This is a genomic window from Sphingomonas faeni, from assembly GCF_040407565.1.
Classification (GTDB): domain Bacteria; phylum Pseudomonadota; class Alphaproteobacteria; order Sphingomonadales; family Sphingomonadaceae; genus Sphingomonas; species Sphingomonas faeni_F.
Window position 1 is genome coordinate 103,418 of sequence record NZ_JAPZPR010000004.1, and the last position, 18,983, is coordinate 122,400.

General features: G+C 67.7%; 21 protein-coding genes and 1 tRNA gene. 20 read left to right on the plus strand and 2 right to left on the minus strand.

Annotated features, from left to right (window positions below):
* Positions 1–150: 150 nt before the first annotated feature.
* The gene (locus tag O6Y00_RS09570; RefSeq protein ID WP_353442358.1) at positions 151–807 is read right to left on the minus strand and encodes a prolyl hydroxylase family protein; all 657 of its coding nucleotides are present in this window, start codon (positions 805–807) and stop codon (positions 151–153) included.
* A 176-nt stretch (positions 808–983) separates the two neighbouring features.
* Between O6Y00_RS09570 and O6Y00_RS09575 the strand changes: the two genes are divergently transcribed.
* The 20 genes from O6Y00_RS09575 to O6Y00_RS09670 all read left to right on the plus strand — a co-directional run bounded on the left by O6Y00_RS09575 (position 984) and on the right by O6Y00_RS09670 (position 18,601).
* Positions 984–1,811: a type II secretion system protein N gene (locus O6Y00_RS09575; RefSeq protein ID WP_353442359.1), complete on the plus strand. Its 828-nt coding sequence runs from the start codon at positions 984–986 to the stop codon at positions 1,809–1,811.
* Complete coding sequence (gene gspD / locus O6Y00_RS09580) at positions 1,808–4,027, plus strand: type II secretion system secretin GspD (protein WP_353442360.1); 2,220 nt, start codon at positions 1,808–1,810, stop codon at positions 4,025–4,027. Before O6Y00_RS09575 ends, gspD begins: the two co-directional genes overlap by 4 nt.
* Positions 4,024–5,676, plus strand: a complete 1,653-nt coding sequence (locus tag O6Y00_RS09585; protein ID WP_353442361.1) for a GspE/PulE family protein — start codon at positions 4,024–4,026, stop codon at positions 5,674–5,676. The genes gspD and O6Y00_RS09585 overlap by 4 nt, the downstream gene beginning before the upstream one ends.
* A gap of 122 nt (positions 5,677–5,798) precedes the next feature.
* A complete protein-coding gene (gene gspF / locus O6Y00_RS09590; protein WP_353442362.1) occupies positions 5,799–7,025 on the plus strand; it encodes a type II secretion system inner membrane protein GspF in 1,227 nt (408 codons plus the stop codon).
* An 8-nt stretch (positions 7,026–7,033) separates the two neighbouring features.
* Positions 7,034–7,474, plus strand: coding sequence for a type II secretion system major pseudopilin GspG (gene gspG / locus O6Y00_RS09595; RefSeq protein ID WP_121885430.1), 441 nt, complete (start codon positions 7,034–7,036; stop codon positions 7,472–7,474).
* The gene (locus O6Y00_RS09600; protein WP_353442363.1) at positions 7,449–7,919 is read left to right on the plus strand and encodes a GspH/FimT family pseudopilin; all 471 of its coding nucleotides are present in this window, start codon (positions 7,449–7,451) and stop codon (positions 7,917–7,919) included. The genes gspG and O6Y00_RS09600 overlap by 26 nt, the downstream gene beginning before the upstream one ends.
* The gene (gene gspI / locus O6Y00_RS09605) at positions 7,909–8,313 is read left to right on the plus strand and encodes a type II secretion system minor pseudopilin GspI (RefSeq protein ID WP_107954948.1); all 405 of its coding nucleotides are present in this window, start codon (positions 7,909–7,911) and stop codon (positions 8,311–8,313) included. The genes O6Y00_RS09600 and gspI overlap by 11 nt, the downstream gene beginning before the upstream one ends.
* The gene (gene gspJ / locus O6Y00_RS09610) at positions 8,310–8,996 is read left to right on the plus strand and encodes a type II secretion system minor pseudopilin GspJ (protein ID WP_353442364.1); all 687 of its coding nucleotides are present in this window, start codon (positions 8,310–8,312) and stop codon (positions 8,994–8,996) included. The genes gspI and gspJ overlap by 4 nt, the downstream gene beginning before the upstream one ends.
* On the plus strand, positions 8,986–9,975 hold the full coding sequence (gene gspK, locus O6Y00_RS09615; protein ID WP_353442365.1) for a type II secretion system minor pseudopilin GspK: 990 nt from the start codon (positions 8,986–8,988) through the stop codon (positions 9,973–9,975). Before gspJ ends, gspK begins: the two co-directional genes overlap by 11 nt.
* The gene (gspL, locus tag O6Y00_RS09620; RefSeq protein WP_353442367.1) at positions 9,972–11,060 is read left to right on the plus strand and encodes a type II secretion system protein GspL; all 1,089 of its coding nucleotides are present in this window, start codon (positions 9,972–9,974) and stop codon (positions 11,058–11,060) included. The genes gspK and gspL overlap by 4 nt, the downstream gene beginning before the upstream one ends.
* Positions 11,057–11,533 carry a type II secretion system protein GspM gene (gene gspM / locus O6Y00_RS09625; RefSeq protein WP_353442368.1) on the plus strand — a complete coding sequence of 159 codons (477 nt, stop codon included), beginning with the start codon at positions 11,057–11,059 and terminating at the stop codon, positions 11,531–11,533. Before gspL ends, gspM begins: the two co-directional genes overlap by 4 nt.
* The gene (gene gspN / locus O6Y00_RS09630; protein ID WP_353442369.1) at positions 11,530–12,255 is read left to right on the plus strand and encodes a type II secretion system protein N; all 726 of its coding nucleotides are present in this window, start codon (positions 11,530–11,532) and stop codon (positions 12,253–12,255) included. Before gspM ends, gspN begins: the two co-directional genes overlap by 4 nt.
* A 66-nt stretch (positions 12,256–12,321) precedes the next feature.
* Positions 12,322–12,398 (plus strand) — tRNA-His (locus tag O6Y00_RS09635).
* A gap of 111 nt (positions 12,399–12,509) precedes the next feature.
* Positions 12,510–13,559, plus strand: coding sequence for a Leu/Phe/Val dehydrogenase (locus O6Y00_RS09640; RefSeq protein WP_353442370.1), 1,050 nt, complete (start codon positions 12,510–12,512; stop codon positions 13,557–13,559).
* A gap of 176 nt (positions 13,560–13,735) precedes the next feature.
* Positions 13,736–14,461, plus strand: a complete 726-nt coding sequence (gene ccmC / locus O6Y00_RS09645) for a heme ABC transporter permease CcmC (protein WP_353442371.1) — start codon at positions 13,736–13,738, stop codon at positions 14,459–14,461.
* A 97-nt stretch (positions 14,462–14,558) separates the two neighbouring features.
* Positions 14,559–15,005, plus strand: coding sequence for a cytochrome c maturation protein CcmE (gene ccmE / locus O6Y00_RS09650; protein WP_353442373.1), 447 nt, complete (start codon positions 14,559–14,561; stop codon positions 15,003–15,005).
* Positions 15,002–16,915, plus strand: a complete 1,914-nt coding sequence (locus tag O6Y00_RS09655) for a heme lyase CcmF/NrfE family subunit (RefSeq protein ID WP_353442374.1) — start codon at positions 15,002–15,004, stop codon at positions 16,913–16,915. The genes ccmE and O6Y00_RS09655 overlap by 4 nt, the downstream gene beginning before the upstream one ends.
* Positions 16,912–17,439 (plus strand): DsbE family thiol:disulfide interchange protein, encoded by a 528-nt coding sequence (locus O6Y00_RS09660; RefSeq protein ID WP_435368607.1) that lies wholly within the window; start codon positions 16,912–16,914, stop codon positions 17,437–17,439. Before O6Y00_RS09655 ends, O6Y00_RS09660 begins: the two co-directional genes overlap by 4 nt.
* Before the next feature lie 134 nt (positions 17,440–17,573).
* Positions 17,574–17,957, plus strand: a complete 384-nt coding sequence (locus O6Y00_RS09665) for a cytochrome c-type biogenesis protein (protein WP_435368615.1) — start codon at positions 17,574–17,576, stop codon at positions 17,955–17,957.
* The gene (locus O6Y00_RS09670) at positions 17,957–18,601 is read left to right on the plus strand and encodes a tetratricopeptide repeat protein (RefSeq protein ID WP_353442376.1); all 645 of its coding nucleotides are present in this window, start codon (positions 17,957–17,959) and stop codon (positions 18,599–18,601) included. Before O6Y00_RS09665 ends, O6Y00_RS09670 begins: the two co-directional genes overlap by 1 nt.
* 112 nt (positions 18,602–18,713) lie before the next feature.
* Here the strand turns inward: O6Y00_RS09670 and O6Y00_RS09675 are convergent, their stop codons facing one another.
* On the minus strand, positions 18,714–18,932 hold the full coding sequence (locus tag O6Y00_RS09675; RefSeq protein ID WP_056058060.1) for a DUF3072 domain-containing protein: 219 nt from the start codon (positions 18,930–18,932) through the stop codon (positions 18,714–18,716).
* Positions 18,933–18,983 lie beyond the last annotated feature (51 nt).

Below are 18,983 nucleotides of genomic sequence, written 5' to 3' on the forward strand. Positions count from 1 at the left end.
CGATCGAGACCCACTCTGCAATCCTCCCCCGCCAGGGGGAGGTGGCAGGCACTCGCCTGACGGAGGGGGAGGAGAGGGCCACATCTGTTCCGTGTCTTCCCCCTCCGTCACCTTCGGCGACACCTCCCCCTGGCGGGGGAGGATCGGACGCTACCCCCAAGCCTTCTCGCGAAACCACTTCGTGATCACATACTTCACTCCGGCCCGGACCTTCATCCCCTGGTGCAGCGTCGCCGCGTTCAGGCTCCCATCCGCCCGCCGGTTGTTCCACGCGAGCAGCTTGCCCGCCTCGGGCTGGACGATCTTGTCGATCGCCTTGAACCGCGTCGCACCGCCCGCCTCGGGCTGGTTGAGGTAGATCATCACCGTCCAGGTCCGGTTGCCGGCGATCCCGCAATAGCGCTGATAGTCGACGCCGTTCGGCTCGAAATAATCGGTATGGCCCTTGAACTCCTGGCCGATCCCATAACGCTGCCCCTGCAACGGCTCGCCGTGCGCCGGGTCCAGCCCGGTCAGCGCGAGGATCCGTGCCTCGACCTCGATCACTACCGGGTCTTCGGCGGAGAGGTCGCCCGTCTCGCTCGTCCGATAGCTTGCATCGCCGTTCGAATCCGAGATCGTCGATGGTCGTCGGACTGCATCGATCCGCTCGATCAACGCGACGCACAGGTCGGGCGGCAGGAAGTCGCGGCGGACGAACAGGTCGAGCTTCGCGCTAGGCACGCGCTGCACGCCGGGCACCGATAACCGCGCGATGACGGGTTCGGGAGGCAGGCCGGAGCCGCTGGACGGGAAGGGGGCTGTCATGCCCGGCGTTCTGCCAAGCTCGCACGGTCCACGCTACCCCGATCGAGCGCGCGCTACGCGGACCGGGCGCGCAATCCCGACCGAACTTGCGCGGTCGATCGACAACCCATTGACGCGGAATTGTAACATGGCATGCCTACGCGACGAAGAGAGCGGGAAATTGGGGTGGGTCGCGGATGCGATTGAAGCTGGACGCGCGGGCGCGCCGTATCTTGCGGCGTATGCCCGTCGTGAATGTCTATAACGTCGTCGAACTCGCGCTGCTGGCCGGGCTGGCCGTGCAGTGTGCGCGGCTCGCGTGGACGATCGTGACGCCGATCACGCCGCTCGGCGACTGGCGTCCGGCCGCGCCGATGGTGGTGGGCTCGCCCGCCGACATCCTGCGCGGGTTCGATCCGTTCTTCCGGCTCGGTGGCGCGGCGGGAGCGCCCGCTACGGTCACGTCGCTTCAGTTGACCCTGTTCGGCACGCGGATGGATGAAGCGATGGGCCGCAGCTCCGCGATCATCGCCGGTCCCGACGGTCTCCAGCAGAGCGTCGCGGTCGGCGACGAGATCCAGCCCGGCGTGCGTCTCAAGGCAGTCGCGTTCGATCACGTCACGATCGACCGGGGCGGTGCTGATGAAGACCTGTTCCTGGACCAGTCTGGCGCGGTCACGCCGGTCGTTCCCGGCGCGGCACCGGCGGGTGCGACTGGAGCGGTTGCCCCCGTCGTCGGCATCCCCGTCGCGCAGTTGCGCAGCGAGATCGGCTTCATCCCGCGGATCGACGGCGGCCGGATCAGCGGGCTGACGGTCCGGTCGCAGGGCTCCGGCAACGCGTTCCGCTCGGCCGGGCTCAAGGACGGCGATGTCGTCACCTCGATCGGCGGGCGGCCCGTCTCGGGTCCCGGCGATCTCGACCGGATCGCCAAGGATTTCGCGGGCGGCGGCAACGTCCCCATCACCGTAGAACGCGGCCAGGATACCCTGCCGCTCGCCATCACGATCGCGCCACCTAAATGAAAAAACTGTTTCTCGGCCCCGTTGTGGCTCTCGTACTCGCGGCCGGCGTCCACGCCCAGACCACGCTTAACGTCCGCGATGCCGACATCCGCGCGTTCATCGCCGACGCCGCCAAGGTCACCGGGCGCACCTTCATCATCGACAACCGCGTCGCCGGCAAGGTGACGGTGGTCACCGATCGCCCGCTGTCGCGCTCCGAATATTTCGAGATCTTCCTCTCGACCCTGCGCGCCAACGGCCTCGTCGCGGTGCCGACCTCGGGCGGTGCGTTCCGCGTCCAGCCGCTCGATAACGCCGCGTCGCAGCCCAGCCGGATCGGTGTCGCGGGTGCCGCGCGCAACAGCTATGTCACCGAAATCATCCGCCTCCGCGCGATCGACGCACAGTCCGCGGTGGAAACCGTTCGCCCGCTCGTCAGCGCGCAGGGGTCGGTCAGCGCAAACCGCGGCGGCAACAGCCTGGTCGTGGTCGATTTCGCCGACAACATCCGCCGCATCCGCGAAGTCCTCCGCCGGATCGACACCGACACGTCTTCCACGCGCGTCGTCGCGCTCAAGAACGCGAGTGCCAAGGAGATCGCCACCGCGCTCCAGGGCCTGATCGGAACCGGAACAGGCGGCGGTCAAGGCGGGCAGGGCGGTGGCGCCGGCTCCGGTCCGAGCGCTTCGGTGGTCGCGGTCGAGGGTTCGAACGCGGTCGCGCTGCGCGGCGATCCGACCACCGTCGCCCGTCTCGCACAGGTCGCTGCCGACCTCGACCAGAAGGCGCGCAACGGTACCGAGATCAAGGTCGTGTTCCTCGAGAACGCCGATGCCGAACAGTTGCTGCCGGTGTTGCAGGAACTCGTCGGCCAGACCCCGACGCAGCCCGTGCAGACCGCATTGTCGCGCTCGAACTTCGGATCGAGCAGTACCAACGGCGCGTCCGGCGGCCAGTCGAACTTCTCGCGACCCCAGATCCCGCAGTCCGGCCCATCTTCGAGCGGCGGGGGCGGCGGATCGGGCCAGGCGGCGATCACCGCAGCCGGCGGCAAGACCGCCGCGGTCGTCACGCGCTTTGCCGGTGCCAACGCGATCGTCATCGCCGCGCCTGCCGAGATCCAGCGCCAGCTGAACGAGGTCGTCCGCCAGCTCGACACGCGCCGCGAACAGGTACTCGTAGAGGCGATCGTCGCCGAGGTCTCCGATTCGACCGCGCGCACGCTCGGCGCGCAGTTCATCGTCGGCGATCCCAGCGGCGGCGCGTTCGGTGCATCGACCTTCTCGAACTCCGCGCCCAACATCCTGCAGATCGCGGGCGCGATCGGCGCGCGCTCGATCGGCGGCAACGGCACGACGGTCGTCGCGCCCGACGGCACGCGCACCGAAACGAACACCCCCAATGCCGCGGCGGACGCGCTGCAGCAGTCGGCGATCGCGTCGATCCTCGCGGCCACCGGCGGGTTTGGCGGGTTCGGCGGCAAGATCGGCAGTACGTTCTTCGGCGCGATCATCAACGCGGTGAAGAGCGACACGACCTCGAACCTGCTCCAGGTGCCGCACCTCGTCACGCTCGACAATCAGGAGGCGCACAGCCTCGTCGGGCAGGAAATCCCGATCACCACGGGGCAGGCGCTCAGCACCAATTTCGACAACGCCTTCCGCACCACGCAGCGCCAGAATGTCGGCATCGAGTTGACGGTCCGGCCGCAGGTGAACTCGTCGGGTACGGTGAAGCTCAACTTGCGGCTCGAGGTCAGCTCGATCGCCGGCCCGGTGTCGAGCGACAATAGCGACCTGATCCTCAACAAGCGCGAAGTCGAGACCGTCCGCACCGTCGACGACGGCCAGATCGCGGTGATCAGCGGTCTGCTCGACGACAACGAACGCCGCACGATCGAGAAGATCCCGCTGCTCGGCGACATCCCCGTGCTCGGCCATCTGTTCACCTCGAAAGCGAAACAGCGGTCGAAGACCAACCTGATGATCTTCATCCGTCCGACGATCCTGCGCACTGCCGAGGACAGCCGCAAGCTGACCGAACAGCGCTACGGCTATGTCCGACTACAGCAGGGTCTGCAGGAGCCGGGCGCCGAGCCGTCGATCGACCAGCTCGTCCGCGACTACATGGGCGCCGCCCCGCCGATCCCGAGCGCACCGATCCCCGGCAGCATCGAAGACCCGCGCATTGCGGTGCCGGTCCGCACCTCGACGATGGTCGTGCGGCCCAGAAAATGATCATCCGCGAAGGCCACGAGATCGACGCTTCTTCTCCCCTCCCGCTTGCGGGAGGGGTCGGGGGAGGGGCTGCCTTACTCACGGAAGACGCGATCGAGGGGTATGTCAGTCCCTCCCCCAACCCCTCCCGCGAGCGGGGGGGGAGCAGTGACCTCCCCCAGATCACCATCCCCTACGCCTTCGCCCGAAAGTTCGGCGTCGTCGTCGACCATACCGACACGGACTCCCACCTCACCATCGCCATGCGCGCCGGTGCCGACCCGAAAGTCCTGCTGGAACTCCGCCGCTACCTCGCCCGCCCGTTCGACGTCACTTTCGTCGAACAGGTCGCGTTCGACCGGCTCCTGTCCAACGTCTACGCAATGGACGGCCAGGCCAACGCGCTCGCCGCGGTCGGGATGGGCGACGAACTCGACCTGCTAGCCGGCGACATGCCGACCGCGGAGGACCTGCTCGACACCGCCGACGACGCGCCCGCGATCCGTCTCATCAACGGCATCATCGCCGACGCCGCGCGCAACGGCGTGTCGGACATCCACATCGAGCCGTATGAGACCGGGCTGGTCGTCCGCATGCGGATCGACGGCGTGCTGCGCGAGACGCTGCGGATGCCGCCCAACGTTGCCCCGGTCGTCGTCAGCCGCATCAAGGTCATGGCGCGCCTCGACATCGCCGAACGCCGCGTACCGCAGGACGGTCGTATGGGGCTGACGCTGGGCGGCAAGCTGCTCGACGTCCGCGTCTCGACACTGCCGTCCCGGGCAGGGGAGCGCGTAGTGCTGCGTATCCTCGACAAGGAAAACGCCGGCATCGATCTGGAGGCGCTCGGCTTGCCGCCCGCACTGTTCGCGCTGCTCAACGAAGCGCTGAGCGAGCCGAACGGCATCATCCTCGTCACCGGCCCGACCGGCTCGGGCAAGACCACCTCGCTCTACGCCGCGCTCCGCCTGCTCAACGACGGCAGCCGCAACATCCTGACGGTCGAGGATCCGGTGGAGTATGCCGTCGACGGCGTCGGCCAGACCCAGGTCAACCCGAAGGTCGGCCTCACCTTCGCGGCGGGCCTGCGCGCGATCCTTCGCCAGGATCCCGACGTCGTGATGGTCGGCGAAATCCGCGACCGCGAGACCGCCGAGATTGCGGTGCAGGCGTCGCTTACCGGCCATCTCGTGCTGTCGACGGTCCACACCAACGACGCGATCGGCGCGATCACGCGGATGCGCGATATGAAGGTCGAGAGCTTCCTGCTTGCCTCGACACTGCGTGCGGTGATTGCGCAGCGGCTCGTGCGGCGGCTGTGCCCGACGTGTCGCAAGGCGGTACCCGCTTCGGATACGGTTGCGCCGCTGCTCGGCATCGCCTCCGACGCGGTCGTCTACGTTGCGCAAGGCTGCGAAGACTGCAACCAGACCGGTTACAAGGGCCGCATCGGCGTCTTCGAAGCGGTCCGCATCGACGACACGATCCGCCGCCTGATCAACACCGATGGCCACGAATCGGAGATAACCGCGCACGCGTTTGCGAAGTCCCCGAACCTGGCGCAGTCGGCGCGAGACCTGGTCCTCTCTGGCCAGATCACCGCGGAAGAAGCCGTCCGAGTATCCCGCCGCGACACCACCGAAGTCGCAGCCGAGGTGGCAGATGCGTAACGCCTCTTCCCCCCTCCCTGGAAGGGAGGGGCCGGGGGTGGGTCGGCCCGCTCGGGCCATCGTCCCCCGCCTAAGCAGCCAACCCACCCCCAACCCCTCCCTTTCAGGGAGGGGGGCGCGTCGTGGCTGATTTCGACTACATCGCGATCGACACCAAAGGCGCCGAACGCCGCGGCCACGTCGCAGCGTCGGACATAGACGTTGCGCGTGCGACGCTCGACGCGCGCAAATTCTACGTCGTGAAGATAACGCCCGGCGCGCCGCCGCAAGCCTCGAAGGGCCGCCCCCTGTTCGGCCTCCAGTTCGGAACGCCGAAGATGTCGGGCAAGAACCTCACCCTCTTCACCCGCCAGCTCGCCACCCTGAACCGCGTCTCGCCACTGGAGGAATCCCTCCGCACGATCACGCGCCAGACCGAACAAGACAGCGTCCGCACGATAGTCCAGCACGTCCACGCCGGCGTCGTCGAAGGCCGCCGCCTCGCCGACGCGATGGCGCGCGAACCGAAAAGCTTCCCCCCGCTCTACCGCGCGATGGTCTCCGCCGGCGAAAGCTCGGGCTCGCTCCCGACCATCCTCGACCGCCTCGCAGCCCTGCTCGAACGCCAGGCAGAGATCCGCGGCAAGCTCATTACCGCGCTCGCCTATCCCTCGATCCTCGCGCTCGTCGCGTTCGGCGTCGTCACCGCGCTGATGATGTTCGTCGTGCCGCAGGTCGTCGAGCAATTCGACACGGTCGGCCAGCAACTCCCGCTGCTCACGCGGATGGTGATGGCGTTCTCGGCGTTCCTCGTCGGATACTGGTGGGTGATGCTGCTGATCGTCGTCGGCGGTGGCCTGGCCGGGTGGCGGGCGCTCAAGGACCCGACGCTACGGCTCGCGTTCGACGGCTGGCTGCTCCGCATCCCGCTGCTCGGTCGCCTGATCCGAGACCTTCACGCGGCCCGCATGGCGCGCACGCTCGGCACGATGGTGGCGAGCCGCCTGCCGTTGCTCGACGGTCTCAACCTCACCGCCAGCACGATCCACAACCGCCGCCTCCGCCTCGCCTCCGACCAGATCGTCGACGCGATCCGCGGCGGTGGCTCGCTCTCCGCCGCGATGCGTCGCGCCGGGGTCTTCCCGCCGTTGCTGACCTATCTCGCGGCGAGCGGAGAAGCTGCCGGCCGCCTCGACGAGATGCTCGAGCGCGCCGCCGATTATCTCGAACGCGAGTTCGACCGCTTCACCGCCACCGCACTCTCGCTGCTCGAACCGCTGATCATCGTCGTGATGGGCGGCATCGTCGCGACGATCGTGCTATCCATCCTGCTCCCGATCCTCCAGCTCAACACGCTGGCCGGACAATGAGGTTGTTCATGCGTCCCGAAGATAAAAAGAAGCGCCGCGAGGCCGGCTTTACCCTCGTCGAGTTGATGGTTGTCATCGTGATCATCGGTCTGCTCGCGACCATCGTCGCGCTCAACGTGCTGCCCTCTGGCGACACCGCGCGGATCCAGAAGGCGAAGGCCGATATCGCCCAGATCGAGGGCGGGCTGGAACTCTACAAGCTGCAGAACATGACCTTCCCCAATACCACGCAGGGGCTGAACGCGCTCGTCTCGGCGCCCGCGGGCCTGACCGATCCATCGCGGTATCAGCGTGGTGGGTATCTGAAGAAGCTGCCGAACGATCCCTGGGGTCGCCCGTATCTCTATGCCTCGCCCGGCGCACACGGCGAGGCCGACGTCTGGACCTTCGGTGCGGACGGCAAGGAAGGCGGCGAGGGGATCGATGCCGATATCGGCAGCTGGCAATAAGCGCGAAGCCGGTTTCACGCTGGTCGAGCTGATGGTCGTCGTCACAATCATCGGGCTCGCAGCAGCGGTAGCCGTGCTCGTCATGCCGGACCCGCGCGGCCGCGTGCTCGACGAGGCAACGCGCTTCGCCCTGCGCACCCGCGCCGCGCACGATTCAGCGATCGTCGAGGCGCGTCCGGTGAGCGTCTGGATCAGCGGTGGCGGCTACGGCTTCGACCGGCGGCTGGCTGGCGGCTGGACGCCGATCGCGGAGAAACCGATGCGCGTCGAACGCTGGAACGAAGGCACCAGGGCCAGCATCGGCGACACCACCGGCCGGATGCGCGTGACGTTCGACCCGACCGGCCTCGTCGATCGCCCGGCGGAGATCCGGCTCGATCGCGGCGGGGTGGCGGCGACCGTCCACATCGATGCCGACGGCAGCGTAAGAGCCGATGCGGGCTGAGCGCGGCTTCACGCTTCGTCGACGTTACGCCGAACACGGCTTCACGTTGATCGAAATCATGGTCGCGCTGGCAGTGTTCAGCCTCGCGGCCATGGCGCTCGTACGTCTGGAAAGCGCGACGATCCGCGGCGCCTCGATCCTCGACGAAACGCTGGTCGCGCAAATGGTCGCGCGCAACGTCGCGATCGACGCGGTCACCAGCGCGCAGCCACCGACCGCAGGCCGCGTCACCGGGGTCGAGACGAACGGCGGCCAACCCTGGACGTGGACGCGGCAGGTCAGCGCGCTTGGCGGATCGAGCGTGTTGCGGATCGACGTGGCGGTCGCGGATCGCACGGGCACGCAACTCGGCCGCCTGACGATGGTGCGACCCGCGCCGCGGATGGTGATGTGACGCCTCCGAAAACCGAGGCCGGCTTCACGCTCATCGAAGTCATGGTATCCCTCATGATCTTTGGCATGATCGCCGCCGCCGGTGTGGCGATCCTGTCGTTCAGCGTGAAGGCGCAGAGTTCGACCGGTGCGAAGCTCGATGACATCAGCGCGCTTACCCGGACGATGTCGATCCTGTCCGCCGATCTCGCCCAGGCCACCAACCGCGCCACCCGTGACGAGGCAGGCACCAGCGTCCCCGCATTCATCGGCGAGAGCGGGTCGGGCGTCACGCCGATGCTCCGCCTCGTCCGCGCCGGCTGGAGCAACATCGACGGTGCGGCCCGGTCCAGCATGCAGAAGGTCGCCTACCGCGTCGATGGCGGCGCGATCCAGCGGATCGCGTATCCGATGGTCGACGGCGCGCAACCGCTGCCGCCCGCGGCGCTTCTCGCGCACGTCCGCCAGGCTGCGTTGCGCTACCGGATCGCCGGCGCGTGGAGCGATCGCTGGGATGGCGCCAGTGCCAGGCCGTTACCCGATGCGATGGAACTCACCGTCCAGCGTGACGATGGCACGCTGTTCCGCCAAATGTTCCTCGTTGGCACGGGCTATGTGCCGGCGCCCCCCGAAGGAACCGGTCCGTCTGCCACGCCACCGTCCGGCACCGTGCCGCCGGCGCAGGGGGCTTCCGGTGCGCGCTAGCGACCGCGAATCCGAGCGCGGTGCAGCGCTGCTCACCGTACTGATGCTCGTCGCGATCATTGCCGTGATGGCGGGCGCGGCGCTGGAGAAACTGCGCCTGTCGACCCGCCTCACCGGCAACGCCGCGACCGGCGAACAAGCGCGCGCCTACGCGTTCGCCGCCGAGACGATGGCGCTCACCCGCGTCTCCAATCTGCTCGGCCAGAGCCCCAAGCGGGTCACGCTCGCCGGCAACTGGAGCAACACGCCGTTCGGCCTGCCGGTCCCTGGCGGCTTCGCGACCGCCCGCGTGCGCGACGGCGGCAATTGCTTCAATCTCAACGCGCTCGTCACGCAAGCGACCACGCCCGGCGTGTATGTCACCAACCCCGAGATCCGCCCGCAATTCGTCCGGCTGATGCGGTTGTTGAGCATCCCGACGCAGGTCGCCGAACAGGTCGCATCGGGCACCGCGGACTGGATCGACAGCGATCAGGACCAGCAGGCGATGGGCGCCGAGGATGGCGCGTATCTCGGCCGCGAGACGCCGTACCGTACCGCCGGCACGCTCATGTCCGACCCGAGCGAACTCCGCGTAGTCGCCGGCATGACGCCCGAGATCTACGCCACGCTGCGGCCCTGGATCTGCACGCTGCCGATCGCCAAGCCGTCGCCGATCAACGTCAACACGCTCGCGCCCGAGCAGGCGCCGCTGTTCGCGATGCTGTATCCCGACACGCTGTCGGTCGGCAGCGCGCAGCAGATGCTGCTGCGTCGTCCACCGCAGGGCTATGCCGATGTCGGCGAGATCACCAAGGCGGCGGCATTGCAGGGTGCGGCCAACCTTGCGCCCGGTGCCGAGGCGACGGTGCTGTCGAAATGGTTCACGCTCGATATCGACGTGACGCTCGACACGACGCAAATGCAGGAACGCGCGCTGATCGACGCGAACCGACTTCCCGCGCAGCTCGTATCGCGGCAATGGGGCGAGCCATCATGACGACTTTGCTGTTCCTTCCCGCCGGCGAGACCGGATTTCGCTGGATGCGCGTCGTCGATGCGCGCGTGGTCGGGGAGGGTGAGGGTATCCCCGACATCGCCGCCGACGATGAGACGATCGCGGTCGCGCCCGCCGACGCGGTGACGTTGCACTGGGCGGAACTGCCGTCGCGGTCTGCGGCGCAGGCAACGGCGGCCGCGCGGATCCTGGCGAGCGAGGCGAGTGCATCGCCGCTCGCCGAACTCCACGTCGCAGTCGGGGACGAAGGCGCTGGCGACCGACCGATCGGAGTCGTCAGTGCCGCGACGATGCGCGACTGGCTGCGGATACTCACCGAGGCAGGCGTCGATCCGGTCGCGCTTATCCCTGCGCCAATGCTCCTCCCGCGCCCCGAAGAGGGGTACGCGCGGGCAGAGCTTGCAGGTAGCGGCGTGGTGCGCGGTACGTCGAGCGGGTTCGCGGACGAGGCCCGGCTGACCGAACTCGTGACCGGCGGCGCCGCACCGACGACCATCGACCGCGGATCGCTCGAGGCGGCGATCGTTGGTGTCGCCGCGTCGCCGACGCTCGATCTGCGGCAGGGCGTGTTTGCGCGCCGGCGTCGGTTCGCGATCGACTGGGGGCTGATCCGGCGGCTCGCGCTGTTGTCGCTGACGATCCTCGCGGTGACGCTCGCGATCTCGCTCGTCCGCATCGCCAAGTACAGCTTTGGCGCGGATGCGTTGGAGGCTGAGGCAGACACGGTCGCCGTGACCGGCCTGCCGCGCGGCGAGACAATGGTCGATGCCAGCCGCCAGCTCGACGAGCGCCTGTCGCGCGTGCGCGGGCCGGGGCTCGGCTTCACCACCACGACCGCTGCCGCGTTCGCCGCGATCCGCGCCACGCCGGGGACCGAAGTCACGGGGCTGGATTTCCAGGCGAACGGCGACCTGCGGCTGTCGGTCTCGGTCGAGCGCGAGGCGCTGGCAACCGATCTCAAGCGTGCGCTCGAAGCGGCGGGCTTCACCGTCCGCGCTGGCGTGTTCCAGGCTGCGGCCGGTCGCGTAACGGGTGAACTTACGATCAGCCCGGGGAGCGGACGATGACCGGCTTGAAGACGTGGTTCGAAGGACGCTCGCTCCGGGAACGTCGCCTATTGCTCGTCATGGCCGCGCTCGCGGTGCTGACCTTGCTGTGGGGGCTGATCATCCGTCCGGTCGGCGACGGGCTGTCAAGCGCACGCGAGCGTCACGCCAGCGCCGTGACGCGGCTGGGCGAGACACGTGCGCAGGTCGCGACTTTGCGCGATATCCAGCGCGATCGAGCCAGACCGCTGACGGGAACGCTGGCGGACACGGTCCGCGCCGAGGCTGACCAAGCCGGCTTCGCGCTCGCGTCACTCGATCAGGACGGCGCGAATCGGGTGCGTGTGGGGATCCAGTCGGCGCGACCGGCGGCGCTGACCGCTTGGCTCGCGCGCCTCGAACGGCTCGGCATCCTCGTCGATTCGGTGGCGATGACCGACAAGGGCGACAAGACCGTCGGCGTCGCGCTCACGTTGAAGGCGCGCGCGGCATGAGGCGGATCCGTTTGCGTACCGGCCCTGCCGCGCTGTTCGGCGGGATGCTGCTGATCGCGCTGATCGTCTTCCTGCCGATGCGCGCGGTGCTCGGCTGGGTCGGCGTCGGCGACGAAGGGCTGGTCGCGCGGCGCGTGTCGGGGACGATCTGGGGCGCAACGCTGATCGAAGCGCGGTTCGGCGATCTTGCGCTCGGCGATCTGCACGCGCGGTTGTCGCCACTGCCGCTGCTGGTCGGCCGCGCGACAATCGTCTTCGCCGGCCCCGAGTCGGTGTCAGCCAAACCGTTGCGCGGTTCCGCGAGCGTCAGCCGCCACGGCTTCGGGGTCGATCACATGACCGCCCTCGTCGCGACGGGGCGGCTGTTCGCGCCGGTACCCGTTGCCGCGCTCGATCTCGACGACGTCTCGGTCCGCTTCCGCGACGGTCAGTGCGAGGTCGCCGAGGGTCGGGTCCGCGCAACCTTGGCGGGTGACGTCGGCGGCATCGCGCTGCCGCAGTCGGTGAGCGGCACCGCGCGCTGCGACGGGACAGCCTTGCTGCTCCCTCTGGCGAGCCAGGCCGGGACCGAGAGCATTGCGCTGAGGATCGAAGGGGCAGGGACCTACCGCGCCGAACTGTCGCTGCGTCCTTCCGATCCGCTGGCCGTGCAAAAGCTCGAACAGGCGGGCTTCGTGCGTGGGCCGAACGGCTACCGGCTCGCGATCGAAGGACGTTTTTGACGTCTTTTTGGCAAGTCGATGGTTGACGCCGCCCGGCGACCCCCGCTAGGGGGCGATGCCTACGCGGCGGTCGTAGTTCAATTGGTTAGAGCGTCGGCTTGTGATGCCGGATGTTGCGGGTTCAAGTCCCGTCGGTCGCCCCATTTTCCCTTATTTTCGTAAGCCCCCGCAATGCGGGCGCTTTGGGCTGGTAAAACCGGTCGGAAAATAATATTTCGCGTCCCGGTAATTTTATTCCTTTTCAGGAGCCGGCGATGACAGCGGTTTGGGACCTTCCCGATTTCGACGACCACGAGGGCGTACATGCCTTCACCGATCCCGAATCGGGCCTGCGCGCGGTAATTGCGCTGCACTCGACCAAGCTCGGGCCGGCGGCTGGTGGCACGCGCTTCTGGCATTATGCCGACAACGGCCGCGCCGTGACCGATGCGCTGCGCCTGTCGCGCGGCATGAGCTTCAAGAACGCAATGGCGGGGCTGGAGCTTGGCGGCGGCAAGGGCGTGGTTCTCGCGGCCAAGCCCGGCGACGTCATCACGACGGCGCAGCTCGAGGCGTTCGGCCGCGCGGTCGATTCGCTCGGCGGGCGCTATGTGACGGCGGAAGACGTCGGCATGTCCGAAGAGCGGATGAAGGTGATCGCCACGCAGACGCGTTACGTCTCCGGCCTGCCAGTTGCGAGCGGTGCGGCGGGCGGCGATCCCGGGCCGTACACCGCGCTCGGCATCTATCTCGGCGTGAAGGCGGCGGCGCAGCGTGGCCTCGGCGCGACCGACATGAAGGGTGTGCGCGTCGCGATCCAGGGCGTCGGCTCGGTCGGCGGCGGGCTTGCGCGGTTGTTGGCGAAGGACGGCGCGGTGCTGACGCTGGCGGATGTCGACGAGGGCCGTGCGCAGAAACTCGCCGGTGAACTCGGCGCGACTGCGGTTGCGGCCGAGGCGATCCTGACGACCGAGGCGGATATCTTCAGCCCGAACGCGCTCGGTGCGATCCTGACCGAGATGTCGATCGCGGCGCTGAAGGCGAAGGTCGTCGCCGGCGGTGCGAACAACCAGCTCAGCGTCCGCGAGGACGGTGCGCGGCTGCATGCGCGCGGCATCCTGTATGCGCCGGATTACGTGATCAACGCAGGTGGGATCATCAACGTCGGCCTGGAGTATCTGGGTCACGGCGACGAAGCCGAGGTGAAGGCGCGGATCGCGCGCATCCCCGAGCGTCTGATCGAGGTTTGGAACGAAAGCGACCGCACCGGCCAGCCCGCGTCGGACGTGTCGGACTCGATCGCCAAGCGCCTGATCGGCCGGTAACGGTCCTTCTCCCCTCCGGGAAGAAGGTGGCACAAAGTGCCGGATGAGGGGAGTTGGGGCGAACGCCTGAGCCTCAAGCCCCTCACCCTCCCACCGCAAGAGCGGCGGGCCCCTCCCTCTCCCCGGCGGGAGAGGGGCTTTAAGTCCGCGATGACTTGCCATAATGGCTGTCCCCAGTGGCCACCCTACACGCCTTCGCAAACCCCGCGCGCTTCCTGAAGATCGCCAAGCCGTTGACGCCAGCGCTCTTCTGGGCGGGCGTCGCGCTGATCGTGCTGGGCTGCTGGGCAGGCCTGACGCAGACGCCGCCCGATTACCTCCAGGGTGAGACGGTTCGCATCCTCTACATCCACGTCCCCGCAGCCTGGCTCGGCATGGGCGGATGGAGCGGGATCGCGATCTCCAGCATCATATTCCTGGTCTGGCGCCATCCGCTCGCCAGCGTCGCCGCGCGCGCGATCGCATTGCCTGGTGCTGTGTTTGCGGCTCTATGTCTCATGACCGGCTCGATCTGGGGACGGCCGACCTGGGGGACCTGGTGGCAATGGGATGGCCGGCTGACCTCGATGCTGCTGCTGTTCTTCGTCTATCTCGGCTATATGGCGCTCGCGAAGGCCGATGCGGATCGTGGCGGCGACGGGCGCGTGCCGGCGCTCTACGGGATCGCCGGGTCGGTGCTGCTGCCGATCATCCGTTATTCGGTGGTGTGGTGGAACACTCTGCACCAGGGACCGAGCATCGGGCTGACGCAATCGACGATCGACGGTTCGATCCTCTGGCCGCTGCCGATCATGTTGGCCGGGTTCACGTTCGTGTTCGCGGGGATCGTGCTCATGCGGATGCGGACAATTCTTGCCCTGACGAAGGCCGAAGCCCGTATGCGCAGAATGGCGAGAGCATGAATCCCTGGCCGTTCGTGACTGCCGCGTATGTCGTGACGCTGGGGGGCGGCGCGATCATTGCGTTGCTAAGCTATCTGGCGATGCGTAGGTCCGAAAAATGAAGGCCAAGCATCAACGCCTGACGCTGGCATTGCTCGCGCTTGGCGCGGTCGTGGTCGCGGGCCTGCTCGCGCTGTCGGCACTCAAGGACCAGGCCGCGTTCTTCTACGCGCCCTCCGACGTGCGTCGCGACGGCCTGCCGCTCGGACGCGCGGTCCGGCTCGGCGGGATGGTCGAAGGTGGCTCGGTAAGACGCGCCGCGGACGGCATCACCGTGCATTTCACCGTCACCGACGGCCAGGCAACCACCCCCGTCGTCTTCGCCGGCATCGTCCCAGACCTGTTTCGCGAGAAATCGGGCGTCGTCGCCGAAGGCCAGTTCCAGCCCAACGGCAGCTTCGTCGCGTCGAACCTGCTCGCCAAGCACGACGAGAAATACATGCCGCCGCAGATGGCCGGCAAGATGCACGAGACCAAGACGCTCGAACCGGACGCAAAGCCGTGATCGCCGAAGCGGGCCTTGCCGCGCTCTGGTTCGCGGGCGCGCTCGCGGCGTTGCAGCTCGTGATGGCGGCGATCGGCATCGCACGCGGTCGTGAAGACGTTGCGGCGGCGGTCCGGCCGGTGGCGATCGTCCAGGGCCTGCTCGCACTGTTGGCGATGGCGCTGCTGATCGAGCTGTTCCTCGACTCCGACATGTCCGTGAAGCTGGTCGTGGAGAACAGTCATTCCGCCAAGCCGTGGCTCTACAAGTTCGCCGGCGTATGGGGGAACCACGAAGGCTCGATGCTGCTTTGGGTGACGATCCTCGGGCTGGCCGGCGGCGCGGTCGCGATCTTCGAACGCTCGCTGCCCGAACGCACGCTCACCGCGACACTCGGCGCACAGGCGACGATCGCGCTCGGCTTCTACGCGTTCCTGCTCTTCTCCTCGAACCCGTTCGCGCGATTGAACCCCGCCGCCGCCGATGGACTCGGGCTCAACCCGCTGTTGCAGGACCCCGGCTTGGCGTTCCACCCGCCGACGCTCTACACCGGCTATGTCGGTCTCTCGGTCGCGTTCTCGTTCGCTGTTGGGGCCCTCGTCACGCGTGATGTGGGGCCAGCGTTCGCGAAGGCGATGCGCCCCTGGGTGCTGATCGCTTGGATATTCCTCACCCTCGGTATCACTGCCGGGTCGTACTGGGCGTATTACGAGCTCGGCTGGGGCGGCTGGTGGTTCTGGGATCCGGTCGAGAACGCCTCGCTGATGCCGTGGCTCGCGGCGACGGCCTTGCTCCATTCGGTGACGGTGCTGGCGACCCGCGACGGCCTCCGCGCGTGGACGATCATGCTGGCGGTGGTCGCGTTCTCGATGTCGATGATCGGCACGTTTTTGGTGCGCTCGGGCATCCTGACGAGCGTCCACGCGTTCGCGGTCGACCCCGAGCGCGGCGCGTTCATCCTCGCGTTGCTCGCGATCTACATCGGTGGTGCGCTCGCGCTGTTCGCCGCGCGGATCGGCACCGTCCGCGCCGGCACGACCTTCGATCCGGTCAGCCGCGAGGGCGGGCTGGTCGCGAACAACTTGTTGTTGTCGGTGATCCTCGGCATCGTCCTGATCGGCACGCTGTACCCGATCGTCGCGGCCAGCTTCGGCGTGCAGCTTTCGGTCGGACCGCCGTTCTTCAACAAGGCGGCGGGGCCGGTCGCGTTGCTTCTCGTCGCGGTAATGGCCGTCGGTCCGTTGCTGCGCTGGCGGCGGGATGATGCGAAGGCGGTGCTGCGCCGCGTGATGCTGCCGATCGGTGCGACGCTGGCCGCGGCGCTCGCGCTGTTGTTCGTCTGGCCGGGCTTGCTGCCCTGGGCCGGGCTGTCGCTCGCCGCAGGGCTCGCTGTCGCCAGCGTCGCGCCGTTGTGGAAGCGCAACCTCAGGCGCACTCCGCTGTTCACCTACGGCATGGTCATCGCGCATCTCGGCATCGCCGTCAGCCTCGCGGGGATGGCGTCGGACAGCGCGTTCACCAAGGAAACGCTGGTCGCGGTGCGCGCGGGCGAGCCAGCGCGGGTTGGGCCGTACACCGTGACGCTCGACGGGATTTCACCAGTGATCGGCGAGAACTGGTCGGCATTGGAAGCGCGGCTCACCGCGACACGCGGCGGCAGCGAGAGCATCCTGCGCCCGCAACTCCGCTTCTTCGCTAACCCGTCGACGAGCACGAACGAGTCCGCCATCCTGACGGTGCTCGACGGCCAGCTTTATACCGTGCTCGGCCAGCCGGACGGGCAGGGACGCTGGCAGCTCCGCCTCTGGTGGAAGCCGTTCGTGACGCTGATCTGGTTCGGCGGCGTGCTGATCGCGCTCGGCGGTATGCTGTCGCTGATCGGTCGGGTGCTCCGCGAGCGACGCGCCGCAACACGGGCTGAATGGGCGTGAAGCGGTTCGCACTTTGGGCGCCGCTGGCGATATTCGCGCTGCTGTTCGCGGTGGTCGCGAGCGGGCTGTTCCGGCCCGCCGAGAAGGTGGTGCGATCGGCGATGGTCGGCAAACCGCTCCCCGATTTCGCGCTGCCGGCGATGGTTCCGGGTAAGCCGGGCCTGACCAGCGCGTCGTTCCGGCAGGGCAAGCCGCGGTTGCTCAACGTCTTCGCGAGCTGGTGCATTCCGTGCATCGCCGAAGCGCCGCAACTGATGCGCCTGAAAGCGATGGGCGTGCCGATCGACGCGATCGCGATCCGCGACACCGCACCGGCCATTAGCGGGTTCCTGCGACGCAACGGCGATCCGTACGAGCGGATCGGTAGCGATCGGGCCAGCCAGGTGCAACTGGCGCTAGGTTCGTCGGGCGTGCCGGAGACGTTCGTGATCGACGGCCGCGGGATCGTCGTGAAGCAGATCATCGGCGATATCCGGCCTGAGAATGTGCCGGAGATCGTGCAAGCCGTGAAGGATGTGCGGTGAGCGAGCGCAACCAAGTTCCCCTCCCGCTTGCGGGAGGGGTTAGGGGAGGGGCTTCTTCCCGCTTACCAAGCACGCGTTCGCGTCATGCCCTCCCCCGACCCCTCCCGCGAGCGGGAGGGGAGGTCGTTGCGGCGCTGTTGCTCTGCATCTCGCCGGCCTTCGCCCAGCCGGTCACGCCGCCATCGGATTACGCCGACGTGCAGCTTACCGACCCCGCCAAGGAAGCCTCCGCCCGAGCGCTCATGGAAACGCTGCGCTGCCTCGTCTGCCAGGGCCAGTCGATCGCCGACAGCGATGCCGACATGGCCGCCGACATGCGCGCGCTCGTTCGCGAGCGGATCGAGCGCGGCGAAAAGCCTGCCTCGATCCGAGACTGGCTGATCGCGCGCTACGGCGACTACGTGACGTATGATCCGCCGCTATCGGGCTTGACATGGCCGTTGTGGCTGGCGCCGATCCTGCTGCTCAGCATCGGCGGCTGGATCGCACGGTCGAGCTTTCGGCGGAGGACACGCTGATGGGGTACGTTTGGCTGGCCGCGATCGGAGTCGGTGCGTTTGCCTTGCTCGCAGTATTGAAGGTGAACCGCGTCCTGTGGACGATGGTCGCTGCGGCGCTGATGCTAGGTGCGGCGGGATACGCGTGGCAGGGGCAGCCTGGGCTTGCCGGCCACGAAGTGTCTACCGGGCTTGCAGCAACACCGGACGATAGCGCGATGCTCGAACTGCGCGACCAGATGCTCGAGCGGTATACGGGCGCGGCAGCGTATCTGGTTGCGGCGGACGCGATGACGCGTATCGGCGACCGGCGCGCGGCTGTGCAGGTGTTGCTCGGAGGGCTCAGGATCGCCCCGAAGAGCGTGGTGATGTGGACGGGCCTCGCCAACGCGCTGGCGGCGCACGATGCCAACCAGGTTTCGCCGCCTGCGCTGTTTGCGTTCCAGCAGGCGATGCGGTTGGCGCCCAAGCATCCTGCTCCGCCGTTCTTCCTGGGGCTGGCGTATGTACGTGCGGGAGAGTTCGCGACGGCTCGGCCGTATTGGGCGAAGGCGCTAGCTTTGACGCCGGCCAATATCTCATACCGGGGCGAGATCGCCACTCGGCTCGCATTGCTGGATCGGTTCCTGGCTATGCAGGATACGCCGGACACCAGCCCAAGATAATCCCGTCATCCTGGGCTCGACCCAGGATCCAGAGCCATGAACGTTAAGCTATTTGGCTCTGGATCCTGACTTTCGTCAGGATGACGGGAAAAGGGGTAAGAGGAATATAGACTTACTGCCCGCGACCGGTCTTCGACTGCAGTTCGTCGATCTTCTTCGACGCATCCGCCTTGGTCAGCGTCTCGTCGAATTCCTCATGCGCTTCCTCGGACAGCGTTTTGAGGTAGCTCGCCTGCGCACCGGTCATCTTCTCGTCGCCGGTGGTCCAGTCGTCGGGATCCTTCTCGGCGTTCGAGAACGGTTCGGACTTGGGGTTCGGGGTGTCGGACATTGGAAATTCCTTTCCCCTGTCCAACACCCGTGTTCCGTATCCGTTCCCGAG

What these genes read in the sequence shown, in the direction of transcription:
- gspM (WP_353442368.1), top strand. Translation starts at nt 11,057, where the DNA reads ATGACCGGCTTGAAGACGTGGTTCGAAGGACGCTCGCTCCGGGAACGT.
- ccmE (WP_353442373.1), top strand. Translation starts at nt 14,559, where the DNA reads ATGAAGGCCAAGCATCAACGCCTGACGCTGGCATTGCTCGCGCTTGGC.
- O6Y00_RS09575 (WP_353442359.1), top strand. Translation starts at nt 984, where the DNA reads ATGCGATTGAAGCTGGACGCGCGGGCGCGCCGTATCTTGCGGCGTATG.
- gspL (WP_353442367.1), top strand. Translation starts at nt 9,972, where the DNA reads ATGACGACTTTGCTGTTCCTTCCCGCCGGCGAGACCGGATTTCGCTGG.
- O6Y00_RS09585 (WP_353442361.1), top strand. Translation starts at nt 4,024, where the DNA reads ATGATCATCCGCGAAGGCCACGAGATCGACGCTTCTTCTCCCCTCCCG.
- O6Y00_RS09570 (WP_353442358.1), bottom strand. Translation starts at nt 807, where the DNA reads ATGACAGCCCCCTTCCCGTCCAGCGGCTCCGGCCTGCCTCCCGAACCC.
- gspN (WP_353442369.1), top strand. Translation starts at nt 11,530, where the DNA reads ATGAGGCGGATCCGTTTGCGTACCGGCCCTGCCGCGCTGTTCGGCGGG.
- O6Y00_RS09675 (WP_056058060.1), bottom strand. Translation starts at nt 18,932, where the DNA reads ATGTCCGACACCCCGAACCCCAAGTCCGAACCGTTCTCGAACGCCGAG.
- O6Y00_RS09670 (WP_353442376.1), top strand. Translation starts at nt 17,957, where the DNA reads ATGGGGTACGTTTGGCTGGCCGCGATCGGAGTCGGTGCGTTTGCCTTG.
- O6Y00_RS09600 (WP_353442363.1), top strand. Translation starts at nt 7,449, where the DNA reads ATGCCGATATCGGCAGCTGGCAATAAGCGCGAAGCCGGTTTCACGCTG.
- gspD (WP_353442360.1), top strand. Translation starts at nt 1,808, where the DNA reads ATGAAAAAACTGTTTCTCGGCCCCGTTGTGGCTCTCGTACTCGCGGCC.
- O6Y00_RS09640 (WP_353442370.1), top strand. Translation starts at nt 12,510, where the DNA reads ATGACAGCGGTTTGGGACCTTCCCGATTTCGACGACCACGAGGGCGTA.
- gspI (WP_107954948.1), top strand. Translation starts at nt 7,909, where the DNA reads ATGCGGGCTGAGCGCGGCTTCACGCTTCGTCGACGTTACGCCGAACAC.
- gspG (WP_121885430.1), top strand. Translation starts at nt 7,034, where the DNA reads ATGCGTCCCGAAGATAAAAAGAAGCGCCGCGAGGCCGGCTTTACCCTC.